We start from the raw sequence: 19,561 nt of genomic DNA, 5'->3' as shown, positions 1-19,561 counted from the left end.
TTGTTTTTGCTGGATAAGGTTGGTGCGAAGGAGGGGACTCGAACCCCTACACCTGTTACGGCGTCAGGACCTAAACCTGGTGCGTCTACCAATTTCGCCACCTTCGCGATAGGCCAAGCCCGCTATTGTAGCTTGCTTGTTAAAATCTTGCGTCATGAATCCGCGCCTCGATGCCCTGCACCCCTACCCGTTCGAAAAACTGCGCGCCCTGCTGGCCTCGGCCAGCGCGCAGCCGGACGGCCTGACGCCCATCAACCTGTCGATCGGCGAGCCCAAACACGCCGCGCCGGAGCGCGTCGCGCAGGCCATCCGCGACAGCCTCGGCGGGCTGTCGGTGTACCCGTCGACCAAGGGCGATCCCGCGCTGCGCCAGGCCATCGCCAACTGGCTGGCGTCGCGCTACAGCATTCCGGCGCCGGACGCCGAGACCCAGGTGCTGCCGGCGCTGGGCTCGCGCGAAGCGCTGTTCGCCTTCACCCAGACGGTGATCGATCCGGCGGCCGGGTCGGTGGTGATCTGCCCCAACCCGTTCTACCAGATCTACGAGGGCGCCACGCTGCTGGCCGGCGCCACGCCCTACTACGTCAACGCCGACGCGCTGCGCAATTTCGCCTGCGACTGGAACCAGGTGCCGGACGAGGTCTGGAAAAAGACCCGCATGGTGTTCGTCTGCTCGCCCGGCAACCCGGCCGGCAACGTCATGACGCTGGACGAATGGGAAGACCTGTTCGCCCTGTCCGACCGCCACGGCTTCGTGATCGCCTCCGACGAGTGCTATTCCGAGATCTACCTGGACGAAGGCAATCCGCCGCTGGGCGGCCTGCAGGCGGCGCGCCGCCTGGGCCGCAACGACTACCGCAACCTGGTGGCGTTCTCCAGCCTGTCCAAGCGCTCGAACGTGCCGGGCCTGCGCTCGGGTTTCGTGGCGGGCGACGCCGCGCTGATCGGCCGCTTCCTGCGCTACCGCACGTATCATGGCAGCGCCATAAGCCCGCTGGTGTCGGCGGCCAGCATCGCCGCCTGGACCGACGAGGCCCACGTCAAGGACAACCGCCGCCTGTACCGCGAGAAATTCGAGGCCGTGCTGCCGATCCTGCGGAACGTGCTGGACGTGCAGCGTCCCCAGGCCTCGTTCTACCTGTGGGCGGCCACCCCGGGTTCGGATACCGCGTTCGCGCGCGACCTTTATGGCCGTACCGGTGTTACCGTGCTGCCGGGCAGTTTCCTGGCGCGCGAGGCGCACGGTGTGAATCCCGGGCAGGGGCGCATCCGCCTGGCCCTGGTGGCGCCTTTGGCCGACTGCGTGCAGGCGGCCGAACGCATCGCCCATTTCGTACATACTTCTGTTTGATCAACCTTTTTTGAAAAGCTGAGCCGCTATGACTCTCGACCTGCAGACCACCATCGAAAAAGCCTGGGACGACCGGGCCAACCTGTCGCCCTCCGACGCCAGCGCCGAAGTGCGCGAAGCCGTCGAACACACCATCGACGGGCTGGACCTGGGCCGCCTGCGCGTGGCCGAGAAAATCAACGACGACTGGGTCGTGCACCAGTGGATCAAGAAGGCCGTGCTGCTGTCGTTCCGCCTGTACGACAACGCCATCATGGGCCAGGCCCCGCTGCAGTTCTACGACAAGGTGCCGCTCAAGTTCTCGGAATACGGCGACAACGCCTTCAAGCAAGGCGGCTACCGCGTGGTGCCGCCCGCCGTCGCCCGCCGCGGCGCCTTCATCGGCCGCAACGTGGTGCTGATGCCCTCGTACGTCAACATCGGCGCCTACGTCGATGAAGGCACCATGGTCGACACCTGGGCCACCGTCGGCTCGTGCGCCCAGATCGGCAAGAACGTCCACCTGTCCGGCGGCGTCGGCATCGGCGGCGTGCTCGAGCCGCTGCAGGCCAACCCCACCATCATCGAAGACAACTGCTTCATCGGCGCCCGCTCGGAAGTCGTCGAAGGCGTGATCGTCGAAGAGAACTCGGTGCTGGCCATGGGCGTGTACCTGTCGCAAAGCACCAAGATCTATGACCGCGCCACGGGCAAGATCACCTACGGCCGCGTGCCGTCGGGCTCGGTGGTGGTGCCGGGCTCGCTGCCCTCGGCCGACGGCTCGCACAGCCTGGCCTGCGCCGTCATCGTCAAGCGTGTCGACGCGCAGACCCGCGCCAAGACCAGCATCAACGATCTGCTGAGGGCGTAAATGTCGGCCACGGTTGTTCTGGATCTGGTCAAGGACCTGATCGCCCGTCCGTCGGTCACCCCGGCGGACGCCGATTGCCAGGCGACGCTGGCGGCGCGCCTGGCGCCGCTCGGCTTCACCTGCGAAACCATCGCCCAGGGCGGCGTCACCAACCTGTGGGCGCGCCGTGGCAACACCGCGCCGCTGGTGGTCTTCGCCGGCCACACCGACGTGGTGCCGCCGGGCCCGCGCGCGAAGTGGGAAAGCGACCCGTTCGTGCCCACCGAGCGTGACGGCTACCTGTACGGCCGCGGCGCCGCCGACATGAAGAGCTCGATCGCCGCCTTCGTGGTGGCGGCCGAGGAATTCGTGGCGGCCCACCCGCAGCACGGCGGCTCGATCGCCCTCCTGATCACGTCCGACGAGGAAGGCCCGTCGATCGACGGCACCGCCATCGTCTGTGACGCGCTCAAGGCGCGCGGCGAGCAGATGGACTACTGCATCGTCGGCGAACCCACCTCGGGCGACGTGCTCGGCGACACCTGCAAGAACGGTCGCCGCGGCTCGCTGTCGGGCACGTTGACGGTCAAGGGCATCCAGGGCCACGTGGCCTATCCGCACCTGGCGCGCAACCCGGTGCACCAGCTGGCGCCGGCGCTGGCCGAGATCGTCGCGATCGAGTGGGACCAGGGCAACGAGTACTTCCCGCCGACCACGTTCCAGGTCTCGAACCTGAACTCGGGCACGGGCGCCACCAACGTGGTGCCGGGCGACGCCGTGGCGCTGTTCAACTTCCGCTTCGCCACCGCCAGCACGCCGGAAAGCCTGCAGGCGCGGGTGCACGAAGTGCTGGACCGCCATGGCCTGGAATACACGCTGGACTGGGAACTGGGCGGCGAGCCCTTCCTGACCCCGCGCGGCTCGCTGACGGATGCGCTGGTCAAGGCCATCCGCGAGGAAACCGGCGTGACGGCCGAGCTGTCGACCACCGGCGGCACGTCCGATGGCCGCTTCATCGCCAAGATCTGCCCGCAGGTCATCGAGTTCGGCCCCTGCAACGCCACGATCCACAAGGTCAACGAGCGCATCGAGCTGGCCTCGCTGGACCCGTTGAAAAACATCTATCGGCGCACGCTGGAAAACCTCCTGCCCGCCAAGTAAAAAGCCTCTCATGTATCAATCCGCCCGCCAAGAACTGCTGACCCTGCGCGACCTGATCCGCTATGGCGTATCGCGCCTGAACGCCGCCCAGGTGGCGCTGGGACACGGCAGCGACAACGCCTGGGACGAGACGGTCTATCTGGTCCTGCACGCGCTGCACCTGCCGCTGGACACGCTGGAGCCCTTCCTGGACGCCCGCGTGCTCAGCGAAGAACGCAACCGCGTGCTGGAGCTGATCGACCGCCGCGTCACCGAGCGCGTGCCGGCCGCGTATCTCACCAACGAGGCCTGGCTGCGCGGGCATCGCTTCTACGTGGACGCGCGCGTCATCGTGCCGCGCTCGCCCATCGCGGAGCTGCTGGACGAAGGCCTGTCGCCCTGGGTGCAGGACGCGCAGGCCGTCGACAGCGTGCTGGACATGTGCACGGGTTCGGGCTGCCTGGCGATCCTGTCGGCGCTGGCCTTCCCCTATGCCCAGGTCGACGCCGTCGACGTGTCGCCCGACGCGCTCGAGGTCGCCCGCCGCAACGTCGACGACTACGGCCTGGCCGACCGGCTGGCGCTGCACCAGAGCGATCTGTTCGACAACCTGCCGGAACGCCAGTACGACGTGATCGTCTGCAACCCGCCCTACGTCAACAGCGGCTCGATGGACGTGCTACCGCAGGAATATCGCCACGAGCCGCAACTGGCCCTGGCCGGCGGCACGGATGGCATGGACCTGGTGCGCCGCATCCTGCAGGCCGCGCCGCGCTACCTGTCGGAGAACGGCGTGCTGGTGCTGGAGATCGGCCACGAGCGCGATTTCTTCGAAGCCGCCTTCCCTGAGCTGTCGCCGGTGTGGCTGGATACGGAGGAAGCCTCCGACCAGTTGCTGCTGCTGACCCGCGAGCAGTTGACGACGTGATCCGCGCCTCTGGATTGACCCTGCGCCGCGGCACCAAGGTGCTGCTGGACGATGCCGAATTCGTGGTGCACCCGGGCGAGCGCGTCGGCATCGTCGGCAAGAACGGCGCCGGCAAGTCATCGCTGTTCGCGCTGCTGACCGGCGCGCTGGACCTGGACGCCGGCAACCTGGCGCTGCCGGCCGGCTGGCGCATCGCCAGCGTCGAACAGGAACTGCATGCCGACGACCGCCCCGCGCGTGAATTCGTCATCGACGGCGACACGCCGCTGCGCGCGCTGCAGGCGCGCCGCGCCGAACTCACCGACGACCAGGGCACGCAGATCGCCGAGGTCGAGGCGGCGCTGGTCGAGGCCGGCGCCTGGAGCGCGGCCTCGCGCGCCGAACAGCTGCTGGCCGGCCTGGGCTTCAAGCCGGCCGAATGGAGCCAGCCGGTGGCGAGCTTCTCCGGCGGCTGGCGCATGCGCCTGGCGCTGGCGCGCGCGCTGATGGCGCCGTCCGAGCTGCTGCTGCTGGACGAGCCCACCAACCACCTGGACCTGGACGCCATGCTGTGGCTGGAGAAATGGCTGGCCGCCTATCCCGGCACCGTCATGCTGATCTCCCACGACACCGAGTTCCTGGACGCGGTGGCCAAGTCCATCCTGCATTTCGATCACGCCAAGCTGGTGCGCTACCGCGGCGGCTACGGCGACTTCCTGACGCAGCGCGCCGAGCGCCTGCGCCAGACCAACATCGCCTACGAGCGCCAGACCCGCGAAACCGCGCGCCTGCAAGGCTTCATCGACCGCTTCAAGGCCAAGGCCTCCAAGGCCAAGCAGGCCCAGAGCCGGGTCAAGGCCCTGGCGCGCATGCAGGTGCTGGCGCCGCTTCAGGCCGAGGCCGGCATCGACATCCGCATCCCCTCGCCCGAGCAGGTGCCGGATCCGCTGCTGACGCTGGAACACCTGTCGGCCGGCTATACCGACGCGGCCGGCAACGATGTGCCGATCCTGCGCGACGTGACGCTGATGGTGCGCGCCGGCAGCCGCGTCGGCGTGCTGGGCGCCAACGGCGCCGGCAAGAGCACGCTGATCAAGACCCTGGCCGAGGAACTGCCGGTGCAGGCCGGCGAACGCCGCGCCTCGCGCGGGCTGGCGATCGGCTACCTCCACCAGCACCAGCTCGACATGCTGGACGTGGACAGCACGCCGCTGGCCCATCTGGCGCGGCTGTCGCCGGAAACGCGCGAGCAGGAGCTGCGCAATTACCTGGGCGGCTTCGGCTTCTCGGGCGACACGGTCAACAGCAAGGTCGGCCCGATGTCGGGCGGCGAAAAGGCTCGCCTGGCGCTGTCGCTGATCGTCTGGCAGAAGCCCAACCTGCTGCTGCTGGACGAACCCAGCAACCACCTGGACGTCGAGACGCGCGAGGCCCTGGCCGCCGCGCTGGCCGAGTTCGGCGGCAGCATGCTGCTGGTCTCGCACGATCGCCACCTGCTGCGCACCACCGTGGACAGCTTCTGGATCGTGGCCGACGGCGCCGTGCGCGAATTCGACGGCGACCTGGAGGACTACCGCGACTGGCTCGCCGCCCGCAACGCCGGCGAACGCGCCGAGGCCGCCCGCGAAAACGCCGAGAACGGCGAGGCCGTGGTCGACCGCAAGGCGCAACGCCGCGCCGAGGCCGAACAACGCCAACGCCTGTCGGCGCTGCGCAAGCCGCTGGAAGCCAAGCTGGCCAAGGTCGAGACCGAGATGGAGAAGCTGCGCGTCAAGCTGCAGGCGCTGGACGGCGTCATCGCCGACCCGGACCTGTATTCCGACGCGCGCCGCGCCGAACGCCAGAAGGTCATGGCCGAGCACGGCGAACACGGCAAGCGCCTGGAAACGCTGGAAGAGCAGTGGCTCGAACTGCAGGGCTCGCTGGAAGAAATCGAACAGGGCGAAGCCTGATCGACGGGCGGACGGCGCGCGCCGTCCGCGCTTTCCCACGACAGTGAAATGTGCATTAACAATAATAATTATCATTTATAATATGCAGCGAATCTGACTCTATCTGGCGCCCGCCGTCAGCGACATGTCTTCGCTTACCGATGTATTTCTCCGGCACTACCGCGAAGTGCTGGGCTTCCTGGCCATGCGCACCGGCTCGCGCGACGTGGCCCAGGACTGCGCCCAGGACACGTGGATCAAGCTGGCCGAGTTCAAGGACAGGACCCTTCCGGACAACGACCGCGCCTATGTCTTCCGGGTGGCGGCCAACATCGCCACCGACTGGCATCGCCGGCGCGGCCGTGAAATGGGCGCGGTCGCCGACTACGCCGCCGCGCAGCCGCCGGCCTTCGAGGCCGACACGCTGGAGGTCGCCTCGGCCAACCAGTTGCTGCGGCGGCTCGAAGCCGCCCTGCTGCGCCAGCCGCGCCGCAGCCTCGACGTGTTCGTCCTGCATCGCCACGAAGGCCTGACCTACCGCGCCATCGCCGAACGCTTCGCCATCTCGGTCAGCGCGGTCGAAAAGCACATGATGCGCATCCTGCTGGCCTGCGACCAGGCCCTGACCGCGTGAACAAGGCCGCCGCCCACGGCAACGCCACGGCCGCCGACGAACAGGCCTCGCGCTGGGTCATCCGCCACAGCGGCCAGCCGCTGGACGCGCAGACACAGGCCGAATTCGACACCTGGTACCACGCCGATCCCCGCCATGCCGCCGCCTACGACCGCCTGGCGCGCGTCTGGCGCCGCATGGGCGAGATCGACCGAGGCAAGCTGACCGTCCGCCCGCCGCGCAAACGCCGCGTGGTACTGGCCCTGGCGCTGGTCACTGCCGCGGGCATGGCCGCCTATACCCTGCGCGACTTCCAGCCGGGCGCCGACTACGCCAGCGGCACGCAACCGCTGCGCGTCGCCCTGCCCGACGGCTCGCGCGCCATCCTCGATGCGCATTCGGCCATCGCCGTGGACTTCGGAGCGGGCAAGCGCGAAGTGCGCCTGCTGGCCGGCCAGGCCCTGTTCGAGGCGACGCCCCGCGGCGCCGATGGCCCCGCCTTCACGGTCGTCACCGCGGACGCCAACGCCACGGCGCTGGGCACGCGCTACGCGGTCGCCCGCGATGCCGATGCGACCCGCGTCACCGTCTACCAGCATCAGGTGGCGGTGCAATGCCAGGCCTGCGCCGACGGGCAGCCACAGATCCTCGAACCGGGGCAACGCATCACGGTCTCGGCCGGCGGCATGATCCGCGACCCGGCGCCGCGCGAAACCGCCCCCGCCTGGAGCCAGGGACTGCTGGCCTTCAACGACACCGCGCTGCCCGACGCCGCCGCGCAGCTGGCGCGCTACACCGGCAAGCGCATCCTGGTGCTGGGCGAACTGGCGCGCGGCACCCGCGTGTCCGGCACGGCGAGCATCGCCGATCCCAAGCGCGCGCTCGACCTGCTGCTGGCGCAGACCAAGGTCGGCATCACCGATCTGCCCGGCCTGCTGATCCTGCGCTGAGGGATTTCTCTTGCAGGGCTGGCGGGTTCGGCGCGATCCGCATGGCCGGGCATCGCCTGCACCTCAGGCGCATCAGCTTCCCGCGACGCCGCCCTTTCACGCTCCCCGCTACTCGCGATATCCCGGACTGCGCTCGCCGTCTTCCGCTGGGATTCTCAATCAGTAAATAAGAATCAATATAAATTATTCATCAACTTTGCAATGAGGGGTTGCGTCCTACGCCGCGTCCTACGGCTGACATCAACACAGCGTAGGACGTTTTCATGCCTTTCCCTCTTGACCGCAAACGCCGGCCCAGCGCCTCGGCCGCCCTTCTTTGCGTCATGCTGGCCATTGCCGCGCCCGTCATCGCCCAGCCGCCCGCGCGCACCATTGTGTATGACATTCCGTCGCAGGCGCTGGGCGACGCCCTGCTCGCGCTCGGCCGCCAATCGGGCCTGGAGATCTCGTTCCCGCCAGCCGCCGTGGCCGGCAAGGTATCGCCCGCCCTGCAAGGCGAGTATTCCGCCCTGCTGGCGCTGGACCGCCTGCTGGCCGGTTCCGGCCTGGCCCTGCGCGCCGACGGCCCGGGCCGCTACATCGTCTTCGTCGACAAGACCCATCCCTTCTCCACCTCTCGGCTGGAGCCGGTGCGGGTCTACGGCGAGCAGGCCGGCGAACGCATCTACAGCCAGGAAGAGATCGCCGAAACGCCGTCGTCCAACCGCGACCTGAGCACGCTCGTGGCCAGCCACCCGGCGGTGCGCACCAACCCGGGCGTCAGCGGCTCGCAGAACCGCGGCTCGCTCAACGTCGAAGACATCTCCTTCCACGGCTCCAGCCCCTACCAGAACCTGTTCCAGATCGACGGCATCGACGCCACCAACCGCGTCGACCCGGCCAGCAAGAACCTCAACCTGCAGGTCGGCAACGTCCCCAGCAACCCGCAGTCGTACTTCGTCGACACCAGCCTGCTGGAGGCGGTGCGCGTGTACGACAGCTTCGTGCCGGTCGAATACGGCCGCTTCACCGGCGGCGTGGCCGATGCGCGCCTGCGTCGCTTCTCCGGCGAGAACCACCTGAAGTTCGACTACCGCTGGAACACCTCGAAGATGACGCAACAGCAGGTGTCCGAGGGCGAGGAGAACAGCTGGGCGCAGGGCCAGCCCGGCTATTCGCCCGAATGGAAGAAGCGCTTCTATTCGGCCGTGGGCGATTTCGCCTTCAACGACAAATCCGGCGTGGTGCTGGCCATGTCGCGCCGCGAATCCGACATCACGCGCTGGAACATGGGGGTGGACGACAAGGGCCAGCCGCAACAGGGCCAGGACACCTACCGCGACCGCGTCGACAACTTCCTGGGCAAGTTCAGCGTGCGCGCCAGCGCCGACACCACCGCCGACCTGACGCTCAAGTACAGCGACCGCAGCGAGACCTTGTCGAGCTACCTGTTCCGCGACACGCACTGGGACAACAACCACGGCGCCTACGGCCTGAGCGGCAACCTGGACCACCTGTTCCAGGGCGGCCGCGTCTCGCTGCAGGCCGGCTGGGACCATGCCACCAGCGATCGCCAGTCGGTCGGCGATGAACTGGTGACCTATCAACCCTACAGGCTGCCGCAATACACCGCGGGCGGCTTCGGCAAGGAGCAGACGCGGCAGGACACCTGGACCCTCAAGGGCCGCATCGATCTCGATCCCGTGCGCACCGGCATCTTCACCCACAGCCTGTACGCGGGCGCCGACCTGCAGCAGATCGACGCCGGCTTCAAGCGCTTCCAGGATTCGTATTCGTTCCGCCGCGCCTACAACAACAAGGGCACCTACCAGGACTTCAGCAAGGTCCACTACCTGCCCGGCACGGTCAACGTGAAATACAACATGGCCAGCGTGTACCTGTCCGACCGCATCGAATGGCAACGGCTGGCGCTGGATGCGGGCGTGCGCTACGACCGCGAGACCTTCCTGGGCAACACCAACCTGTCGCCGCGCACGCGCCTGGAATGGGACGTGCTGGGCTCGGGCGACACGCTGCTGAGCGCGGGCTGGTCGCGCTACTACGGCAGCGAGGTGCTGGAAACCGCGCTGGAAGCCGAGCGCAGCCGCCTGCGCCGGCAGGTGCTCGACAGCAAGGGAAGGCCCGTGACCGACGGCGGCAAGGAATACTTCGTGGACTACCGCGGCCTGCGCATGCCCTACGACGACGAATGGGCGGTCTCGCTGCGCCAGCGCATGGCGGGCATCGAGGGCCTGCTGAGCTACGTGCACCGCAATGGCCGCGACCAATGGACCAAGAGCGGCACGCAGGCCACGGGCTACACCTACAACAACGACGGCTTTTCCACCACCGACGGCGTCAGCCTGACGCTGCGCACGCTGGAACCCTGGCGCCTGGGTCCGACGCGCTGGAACATGCAGGCATCGTGGAGCTGGCAGAAGCGTAAGACCAACGGCGACCTGGTCACCGGCTACACGGCCGATGCGCGCGATCCGGATGACCGGGTGATCTACAACGGCTCGGAGATCCGCGCCATCGACCTGCCGCCCAGCACCTTCTACCAGCCCCAGGTCGCTACGCTCACGCTGATCGGCGCCTACCCGCGCGCCGGCCTGACCTGGAGCAACAAACTGAACTGGCGCAGCAAGCGCGACGCCACCATCCACGTCGGCGTCGGTCCGCGGCCGGATTACCTGGACCGCTACGAATCCGGCGAGCTGCCGTCGTACTGGACCTGGGACACCAAGCTGGCGTGGCAGCCGACCTTCGCGCGCAACCTGGAATTCACGGTGGAAGTGCTGAACCTGCTGAACCGCATGCCGGCGGTCACGGCCAGCAATCCCAACCTGAAGACCAACCGCAGCACGTTCCAGTCGGGACGCGAGCTGTGGTTGCAGGTGGGGTATCGGTTCTGAAGCAAGACTTGGCTCGACACGTCGCCTTCCTTCAGTCTTAGTTCGTCGCCCCCCCCATCGCTCATTCGCTGAGGGGTATGGGCTGCCAACACGTCCTATGACCAGCTTCACTCAGTCAAGGACGCTTACATGCCCATCCCCCTCGAACGCCGCCCGCGCCGCCGGTCCGATGTGTCGGCAGCACTCTTTTGCACGGTGCTGGCGCTTGCCGCGCCTGCCCTGGCGACGCCAACCGCCCGCGCCAATCTCTATGACCTGCCCGCACAGCCGCTGAGCGACGCCTTGCTCGCGCTGGGCCTTCAATCCGGCCTGGAAATCTCATTCCCGCCGGCCGCCGTGGCCGGCAAGACCGCCCCCGCCCTGCGGGGCGAGTATTCCGCCCTGACGGCCCTGAACCACCTGCTGACCGGCTCCGGACTGACGCTGCGCGCCGACGGGTCGGGTCGCTACGTCGTCTTCGTCGACAAGACCAACCCGTTCTCGGCATCACGGCTGGAACCGGTGCGCATCTACGGCGAACAGATCGGCGAACGCATCTATGGCCGCGAGGAGATCGCGCAAACGCCATCATCCAACCGCGACTTGAGCACATTGATGGCGACCCATCCGGCGGTGCGCACGAATCCGGGCGCGGCCGGGTCGCAGAATCGCGGATCACTGGATGTCGAGGATATTTCGTTTTACGGAGCGAGCCCGTATCAGAATCTGTTCCAGGTCGATGGCATGGATGCGTCCAATCGGGTGGACCCGGCCAGCAAGAACCTCAACCTTAAAACCAACAACATTGCCAGCAATTCACAATCGTATTTCGTTGACACCAGCCTACTGGAAGACGTGCGCGTCTACGACAATTCCATACCCGTCGAATATGGCCGCTTCACTGGTGGCGTGGTGGACGCCCGGCTACGCCGCTTCTCCGGCGAAAATCACTTGAAGCTGGATTACCGTTGGAACACTTCCAATATGACGCAGCAGCGCGTCGCGCAAGGTGACGCCAGCAAATGGGCGCAAGGCCGACCCGGCTATTCACCCATATGGCAAAAGCGCTTTTATACCGCTGTCGGCGATATTGCCTTCAACGACAAGGCCGGTGCTGTACTGACCTTGTCCCATCGCCAATCCGACATCACCCGCGCGAACATGGGTGTGGACGATGCCGGACAGCCGCTGCCCGGCCAAGCCACCTATCGTGACCGTATCGACAATTTCCTCGGCAAATTCAGTTTGCGCGCCGGCGCCGACACCGTGATCGACTTGGCGCTGAAATACAGCGACCGCAGCGAGACCTTGTCGAGCTATCTGTTCCGCGACACCCGCTGGGACAACAATCATGGAGCGCGAGGCGTCAGCCTCAACCTGGAACACCGGTTTACCCAAGGGCGCTTCTCTCTGCAAGGCGGTTGGGATACTGCGATGAGCAATCGCTATTCGTCAGACAATGAGTTAGTGACCCAAAGACCATTCGGGCTACCCAAATACACCACGGGCGGCCTGGGACGGGAGCAGACGCAGCAAGACACTTGGACCCTCAAAAGCCGCGTTGACCTCGCCCCCTTGCATACGGGCGTGCTCACGCATGGTTTATATGCCGGCGTGGACTTGCAGCGCGTCGATGCGGGATTCAAACGCTACCAGCAGTCGGCGTCCCTTCAACGCACCTATGGCCGTTCCGGCACTTACCGCGATTCGAGCAAAGACGTGTACCTTCCTGGCACGGTAGCCACGCGGTACGCCATGGCGAGCCTGTATCTGAACGACCGAATCGAATGGCGCCGTCTGGCCCTGGACTCGGGACTGCGCTACGACTACGAAACATTCCTCGGCAATAGCAATGTTTCGCCACGCACACGGCTGGAATGGGATATGTTCGGCTCGGGCAATACGCTGCTGAGCACCAGTTGGTCACGCTATGTCGGAGCAGGAATGCTGAATACCGCGCTGGAAGCTGAACGTGGCCGCCTGCGCAGGCGAGTGCTGGACAAAAGCGGCGCCCCTGTGGCCGATGGGGACCAGGAATATTTCGTCGATTACCGCGGATTACGCATGCCGTACGACGACGAATGGGCGGTGTCGCTGCGCCAACGCATGGCGGGTTTGCAAGGCGTTCTGGGTTACGTACGTCGCAATGGCCGCGATCAATGGGCCAAAAGCCAGACCGGCCGCGTCTTCGAGGATCGCTACCGGTACCGCAATAGCGGCCATTCCATCACCGACAGCGTGAGTCTGACCTTGAGTACGCTCGAACCCTGGCGCGCAGGCGAAACACGCTGGAACATGCGCACCAGCTGGAGTTGGCAACGCCGCAAGGCCAACAACGATCTTGCCAAGGGATACGGCGGAAGCTCGACGGATACCGACGAATTGGTCATCTATAACGATGTTCCGATTCGCGCCTTTGAACTTCCGGATATCACCTTCTATCAGCCACAGACTGCTAACCTGACATTGATCGGCGCATATCCACGCATGGGGCTGACCTGGAGCAATATGCTGAACTGGCGCAGCAAGCGCAATGCAATTATCTATGTAGGAAGAGGGCCGGCGCCAGCCCAGCTGGAGAAATACAAGTCGGGGGGCTTGGCATCCTTTTGGACCTGGGACACCAAGCTGACTTGGCAGCCCCCGTCGCTGCGCAACATGGAATTGACCGTCGAAGTACTCAATCTGCTGAATCGCATGCCCGCGCTCACCGCGAGCAATCCCAATTTCAAGGCCGACAACAGCCTATATCAATCGGGCCGCGAATTCTGGTTGCAGGTCGGCTACCGGTTCTAAGGCGGTCGATTGAGAAATCAGACCTCATACCGTAGAGCCTCAAGCCAGTTGTTCCTACGATGCTTCACAGCATTCCGCGAAACGCATCGGGCGTTCCGGTCGGACATGCTGCGTCGCGATGCGACGTCACGCTGGAGCATGAGAAATGGAACTCAGCCGATCCCAAGCCGAAACCAAAGCCGCCATCGTCGAGTATGGCGAGCAGCACGGATTCACCGACGACCTAATCCAGATAGCATCGGACTTTGCATATATCGAAACGTCGTTTGGATCATCCCTAAGGAATTCCAAATCGACCGCGTCGGGCTTATTCCAGTACACCGATGGCACCTGGAACGACTTCCACAGCGCACTGGGTGTCAAGAATGATCCAATGAACCAGATCGCTGCCTTGTACGACGATCTCGCCACCTACTCGTCCTGGTTCAACGACCCGGCCTCTAACGGCAACATTCCCGATGATTTGTCATTCGAAGAATATGCCTACATCAAGCACCATGATGGCCGGTCTACCGTCGACTTCAGCAACGCTCCCGGCCGTAAGATCTATCAGGACAGCATGGACGCCCTGCCTTCCGAAATCAGAAACGCCAATCCCGGGCCCTATCCAGGCGCACTGGCCATGGATGCGGATGCATACATCGGCTACGAGCCACCGGAGGACAGCGCAGGATGCATAAAACTAGGAGCCGATGGCAATTGGCATATCGACTACAACTTGGAGCCTTTGCTCGATGACGTAGAGAGGCAGAGCATTGTGGACCGAGATCCGACAGGCGCTTTCTATATCTACAGGTAACGCCCGACTCGGCAGGTACGCCGGCCCGCTCTGTATAAGATGAAGACTCACTGGAAGCACGTGAGGTCCGTCGGGCTTTGCGTAAATCAGACGACTCGCTCAAACATTTTATCCACACAACACTGAGGTCGACCCCACAAAGCCACGTCCCACCGTTGAAACCAACCAACGGTAGAACGCGCCCATGCCATTCGACTCCTATGACTACACCACACGCCCGTTAACCGCCAACGCCCTTATCCTTACCATAGTCTTGGCATATGTATGTCCCGCTCCCGCGGCCAGCCAGCCGTTGAACGATGCCGTCCGTCTATGCATCCCCGCTCTCCCCCTGGGCGACGCGCTGATCGAGCTGGGCCGTCAATCCGGCCTGGAGATCTCGTTCCCGCCCGCAGCGGTTGCGGGCAAAGTCTCTCCCGTCGTGCGCGGCAGGTTTCCCGCCCGGTTGGCGCTCGACCAGATGCTGGAAGGCTCCGGCCTGGCATTGCGCGCGGAGGGCGCGAACCGCTACCTCATCTACGTCGACCAGCCAGACCCGACCCACGCCTCGCGGCTCGATCCCGTGCGGGTCTATGGCGAACAGCTTGGCGAACGCGTCTACAGCCGCCAGGAGATCGCCACGACACCCTCGTCCAACCGTGATCTGAGCACCTTGGTGGCGACGCATCCCGCGGTGCGTACCAACCCCGGCGCCCACGGCGCGCAGAATCGCGGCTCGCTCGATATCGAGGACATTTCCTTCTACGGCGCCAGTCCCTACCAGAACCTGTTCCAGATCGATGGCATCGATGCCACCAACCGCGTCGATCCGGCCAACAAGAACCTGGCCCAGGTAGGCGGCAATGTCCCCAGCAATCCACAGTCGTATTTCATCGACGCCAGCCTGCTGGAAGCCGTGCACGTGCACGACAGTTTCGTGCCGGTGGAATACGGAAGATTCAATGGCGGCGTGGTGGACGCGCGCCTGCGCCGCTTTGCCGGCGAGAACCACCTGAAGTTCGACTATCGGTGGAACACCTCGAACATGACTCGCCAGCGCGTCTCGCCGGGCCAGGAGAACAAATGGACCCAAGGCGAGCCGGGCTTCACGCCTCGATGGCAAAAGCGCTTCTACTCGGTGGTGGCGGACATTGCCGTCAACGACAAGGCGGGCATGGTGCTGGCCATGTCGCATCGGCAATCCCGGATAGCGCGCTGGGGCCTGAGCGCGGATGACGCAGGCAAGTCGCTGCGCACGCCGAACAACTATCGCGACCGCATCGACAACTTCCTGGGCAAGTTCAGCGTGCGCCCCGACGCCGACACCCTGGTCGATCTGACGCTGAAATACAGCGATCGCAGCGAAGCGCTGACCAGCAACACGGCCCGCGACACGCAATACGCCAACAACCATGGCGCGTATGGCCTGGCCGCCCGCCTGGAACACCGATTGCCGGCGGCGCGCCTGACCCTGCAGGCCGGCTGGGACCATGCCATGAGCAACCGCCGTTCGACGAGCCGCGAATGGGTGACGACACGCCCCTACAGGCTGCCCGTGTACTTCAAGGGCGGCTTCGGCCGGGAACAAAAACAGCAGGACACCGTGCTGCTCAAGGGGCGGATCGATCTGGATCCGCTACGCGCCCGGGCATTCACGCACAACGTCTACGCGGGCATCGACGCGCAGCGGATCGACGCGGCCTTCAAGCGGCCGAAGCTATCGACCGCCTACACGCGCACCTACGGCAGCACGGGCGGCTACACAGACAGCAATAGGTACCTGTGGCGGCCGGGAACGGTGCGGGCGCGCAGCCAGACGGCGGCGCTGTATCTCTCTGATCGCGTCGAGTGGCGGCGCCTGGCGCTGGATGCCGGGCTGCGCTATGACCACGAGAGCCTGTTCGGCAGCCACAGTGTCGCGCCGCGCACGCGCCTGGATTGGGATGTGCTCGGATCAGGCGCCACCGTGCTGAGCGGAGGATGGTCCCGCTACTTCGGCGGCGCCGTGCTGGAAACCGCCCTGGAAGCCCGGCGCCTGCGCCTGCTGCAACAGTTGACCGACTTCCGCGGCAATCCCGTGCCCGCCGGCAAACAGGATTTTGCCGTGGACTACAGCGGGCTGCGCATGCCCTATGACGACGAATGGGCATTCTCGCTGCGCCAACGCATGGCGGGCCTGGAAGGCCTGCTGGGCTATGTCCGCCGCGACGGCCGGCGGCAGTGGATCAAGAGCGGCAAGATCAACACCGGTTTCACCTACCGCAACGGCGGCAACTCCACGACCGACGCCGTCAGCCTGACGCTACGCACGCTGGAACCCTGGCGAGCCGGTCCGACCCGTTGGCACCTGCAGGTCTCATGGAGCTGGCAGAAGCGCAAGACCAACACCGACCTGGCCAAGGGTTATGACGACAACGCGCGCGGCCCCAACGACAGGGTGATCTACAACGGCGCACCCATCCGCACCATCGACCTGCCGCCGCGAAGTTTCCACCAGCCCCAATTGGCCGCGCTCACGCTGACCGGCGCCTATCCGCGCGCCGGACTGACCTGGACCCATACGCTGAACTGGCGCGGCAGGCGCGACGACATCATCTATGTCGGCAGAGGCCCGGGCCCGTCCTTCCTCGATCGCTATCAATCCGGCGGCCTGCCCTCGTACTGGACCTGGGACACCCGGCTCTCGTGGCAGCCCCCCCCCGTCATGCCCAGGCTCGAACTGACCATCGACATCCTCAATCTGCTCAACCGCATGCCCGCGATCGTGGCCGGTAATCCCACGCTGGCAAGCAACAACGCCACCTATCAATCCGGCCGCGAACTCTGGCTGCAGGTCGGCTACCGCTTCTGACCGCAAATCAGACCAGGCACCATGGAGCGCCGGCGGCCTTGCCCCTACCATGCTTCGTGGCCATCCCGGCCATGGCGCATCAGCCTCGCCGCTGGAACCCGCGGGCCGCGCCACCACGCAGGAACACGCGCATGGCATTGAACCGAGCCCAAACCAGAATCAAAGCCGCCATCGTGGCCCACGGCAGGCGGCATGGCGTCAACGCCCCGACCATCCAGATCGCGGCGGACGTCGCCTATCTCGAATCATCGTTCGGCGCAGACTCTCACAGCGCCAGTCCCGGTTCGACCGCGTCCGGACTGTTCCGATACACCGACGAGGCCTGGCGCGAGCATCACTACACGCTGGGCAGCAAGGACGATCCGTCCAACCAGACCGCCGCCTTCTACAACGACTTGGCGCGCTACGTGTCCTGGTACACCAGCCCCGCCACCAATCGCCATATCCCCGACGACATGTCGCTGGGGGAATTCGTCTTCATCATGCACCACGGCGGCCGCGGCAGCATTCCATTGCCCAAGGACGTGGCCCTGGAACGCTACCGCAAAGAGGTCAACGACAAGACGCGGGCATTGACCGCCACCCACCCCGATCCCTACCCCGGCGCGCTGGTGATCAACGCCAACGCCTACACCGGCTACCGCGTCGAGGCGGACAGCGCGGGCTGCATCAAGCTGGCGCCCGATGGCGTGGCCTACATCGACTACATCCTGGAACCGCTGCTCTCCCAGGAAGAAAAACGGGCCATCGTCGCACGCGATCCGGACGGCGCATTCCATATTCTCGATGCCTGAGGCCGTGGCAAGCACGTTCCCGATGCCGGCGGCCTCGGCCGGCATGGGCTCGCGGGCGCGACGATGGTGGCGATACGGACTCCCGATGCCGGACCGTTCGCGCCCCAGGGCCCAACTTCAGGGCCCAACCTCAGCGCTCAATCGACAGATCGAGATCCATATAGATTATTCATCGCTTGGGCACTGAGGTATCGCCACCGTCGTTGCGTCCTACGTCTGACATCAACGCAACCCGGAACGTATCCATGCCCCTGCGTGGCAGCGCCAGGCCCCGGACGGGCGCCCTGACCGTCCCTCTTGGCGCCTCCCGTCTTGGCGCCACCAGTCTTGGCGCCTCCTATCTTCGCGCCTCTTTCCTTTGCGCCTCCTTTCTTTGCGCCCCGCCTCTTTACGCCGCCCATCCCGGTGCCGCCCCTCCTAGCGCCGTCCTGGCGCTGGCCGATACAGCCACCGCCGCCGACCAGGCCGATGCGCCCGCCTGCCACACGCAGGCGGGCTGGGACCTCGCCTGCCTGCGTGCGCGCTATGTCGGCCCCGCCGCCGGATGGCCCGCACCCACCATCGACGCCGGCGTGCACTGGGCCGAATGGGCGGCCGTCCCGCCGGCTTCCAGCCCGCCGCTGCAATGGACCGCCGCGAATGCCGGCCAGGCGGAACTGGCGGCCGACGTGGCCAGGCCAGCGGTCGTGACGCTCGGACAGATGCTGTTCTTCGATGCTCGCCTGTCGCGCAAGGGCCAGGTCTCCTGCGCCTCCTGTCACCAGCCGCAGCGCGCCTTCACCGACGGCCTGCCGCTGGCGGTGGGCGAGGACAAGCTGATGGGGCGGCGCCGCTCCACGCCGCTGTATGCCGCGCCCTTCGCGCCGCGCCTGTTCTGGGACGGCCGCGCGGCCAGCCTCAAGGAACAGGTGATGGGACCGCTGCACGACCCGCGGGAAATGAACCATGACGCTGTCGGGGCGGTGACTCGGTTGCGGGAGAACGACATGTATCCCGCGCGCTTCCTCGAGGCGTTCGGCGGCGCGCCGGCAGCGTCTTCTTCAACGGTTGCATCGGCTTCATCAGCGGCCGCCTCGACAGCATCGGCAACGGCAGCTACGACACCGGTGGCTCAGGCGCCAGCGGCATCGACACCGACATCCGCAGTCGACGCCGACCGCCTGGCGCGCGCGCTGGCCGCCTACGTGGCCTCGCTGCGGCCGGAGAAGACACGCTTCGACGATTTCCTGGCGGGCCGCGCCGATGCGCTGGACGACACCGAGCTGCTGGGCCTGCACCTGTTCCGCACCCAGGCGCGCTGCATGAATTGCCACAACGGCCCGCTGCTGAGCGACCACCAGTTCCACAACATCGGCCTGTCGTTCTACGGCCGCCGCAACCAGGACCTGGGGCGCTATGAGGCCACGCGCGATCCCGCCGATCTGGGCAAATTCCGCACGCCGAGCCTGCGCAACGTGGCGCAGGCCGGCCCGTGGATGCACAACGGCCTGTTTCCGGACCTGCGGGGGCTGCTGCGGATGTACAACGCCGGCATGGGCCGCGAAGCGCCGCCGGCCGATCCCCCGGACCCGTATGCGCCACGCAAGTCGGAGCACATCAAGCCGCTCGACCTGAGCCCGGCCGAGATCGACGCCCTGCTGGCGTTCCTGAAGACCTTGTAGCGCGCCGCGCCGGGCTGAAAAAAGAATGGCCGCGGCAATGCCGCGGCCATGGGCCTTTCGCTGCGCTGACGGCCGCGCCCTCGCGGA

General features: G+C 66.0%; 13 protein-coding genes and 1 tRNA gene. 13 read left to right on the top strand and 1 reads right to left on the bottom strand.

Features of this window, described 5'->3' with window-relative positions:
* Positions 1 to 20 precede the first annotated feature (20 nt).
* Positions 21 to 107, bottom strand: a tRNA-Leu gene (locus AOZ49_RS11955).
* Between the two features lie 47 nt (positions 108 to 154).
* On the opposite strand from AOZ49_RS11955, the gene dapC reads away from it, so the two are divergent.
* The 13 genes from dapC (at position 155) to AOZ49_RS11890 (ending at position 19,474) form a co-directional block, all read left to right on the top strand.
* Entirely contained in the window at positions 155 to 1,351 is a 1,197-nt protein-coding gene (gene dapC, locus AOZ49_RS11950) for a succinyldiaminopimelate transaminase (RefSeq protein ID WP_054475489.1), read from the top strand.
* Between the two features lie 28 nt (positions 1,352 to 1,379).
* Positions 1,380 to 2,201: a 2,3,4,5-tetrahydropyridine-2,6-dicarboxylate N-succinyltransferase gene (dapD, locus tag AOZ49_RS11945; protein ID WP_054430001.1), complete on the top strand. Its 822-nt coding sequence runs from the start codon at positions 1,380 to 1,382 to the stop codon at positions 2,199 to 2,201.
* Positions 2,202 to 3,341: a succinyl-diaminopimelate desuccinylase gene (gene dapE, locus AOZ49_RS11940; protein ID WP_054475487.1), complete on the top strand. Its 1,140-nt coding sequence runs from the start codon at positions 2,202 to 2,204 to the stop codon at positions 3,339 to 3,341.
* Between the two features lie 10 nt (positions 3,342 to 3,351).
* Positions 3,352 to 4,248 (top strand): 50S ribosomal protein L3 N(5)-glutamine methyltransferase, encoded by an 897-nt coding sequence (prmB, locus tag AOZ49_RS11935; RefSeq protein ID WP_054430006.1) that lies wholly within the window; start codon positions 3,352 to 3,354, stop codon positions 4,246 to 4,248.
* Complete coding sequence (locus AOZ49_RS11930) at positions 4,245 to 6,179, top strand: ABC-F family ATP-binding cassette domain-containing protein (protein ID WP_156355632.1); 1,935 nt, start codon at positions 4,245 to 4,247, stop codon at positions 6,177 to 6,179. The genes prmB and AOZ49_RS11930 overlap by 4 nt, the downstream gene beginning before the upstream one ends.
* Positions 6,180 to 6,303: 124 nt before the next feature.
* Complete coding sequence (locus tag AOZ49_RS11925; protein WP_054430009.1) at positions 6,304 to 6,792, top strand: RNA polymerase sigma factor; 489 nt, start codon at positions 6,304 to 6,306, stop codon at positions 6,790 to 6,792.
* Positions 6,789 to 7,721, top strand: a complete 933-nt coding sequence (locus tag AOZ49_RS11920; RefSeq protein WP_054475484.1) for a FecR family protein — start codon at positions 6,789 to 6,791, stop codon at positions 7,719 to 7,721. Before AOZ49_RS11925 ends, AOZ49_RS11920 begins: the two co-directional genes overlap by 4 nt.
* A 263-nt stretch (positions 7,722 to 7,984) precedes the next feature.
* Complete coding sequence (locus tag AOZ49_RS11915; protein ID WP_054475482.1) at positions 7,985 to 10,615, top strand: TonB-dependent receptor plug domain-containing protein; 2,631 nt, start codon at positions 7,985 to 7,987, stop codon at positions 10,613 to 10,615.
* 129 nt (positions 10,616 to 10,744) lie between these two features.
* Entirely contained in the window at positions 10,745 to 13,390 is a 2,646-nt protein-coding gene (locus tag AOZ49_RS11910) for a TonB-dependent receptor (RefSeq protein ID WP_054475480.1), read from the top strand.
* Positions 13,391 to 13,535: 145 nt separating this feature from the next.
* Positions 13,536 to 14,189 (top strand): hypothetical protein, encoded by a 654-nt coding sequence (locus tag AOZ49_RS11905; RefSeq protein WP_054475478.1) that lies wholly within the window; start codon positions 13,536 to 13,538, stop codon positions 14,187 to 14,189.
* A gap of 292 nt (positions 14,190 to 14,481) precedes the next feature.
* Complete coding sequence (locus tag AOZ49_RS11900) at positions 14,482 to 17,019, top strand: TonB-dependent receptor (RefSeq protein WP_369815794.1); 2,538 nt, start codon at positions 14,482 to 14,484, stop codon at positions 17,017 to 17,019.
* Between the two features lie 131 nt (positions 17,020 to 17,150).
* The gene (locus AOZ49_RS11895; protein WP_054475474.1) at positions 17,151 to 17,813 is read left to right on the top strand and encodes a hypothetical protein; all 663 of its coding nucleotides are present in this window, start codon (positions 17,151 to 17,153) and stop codon (positions 17,811 to 17,813) included.
* A 572-nt stretch (positions 17,814 to 18,385) separates the two neighbouring features.
* Entirely contained in the window at positions 18,386 to 19,474 is a 1,089-nt protein-coding gene (locus tag AOZ49_RS11890) for a cytochrome-c peroxidase (RefSeq protein ID WP_231690314.1), read from the top strand.
* Positions 19,475 to 19,561 lie beyond the last annotated feature (87 nt).

The sequence above is a fragment of the Achromobacter sp. 2789STDY5608615 genome, from assembly GCF_001298995.1.
GTDB classification, from domain to species: Bacteria; Pseudomonadota; Gammaproteobacteria; order Burkholderiales; family Burkholderiaceae_B; genus Achromobacter; species Achromobacter insuavis.
Note: the sequence above shows the minus strand (reverse complement) of the source record. Positions and strands in the feature narration are given on the sequence as shown.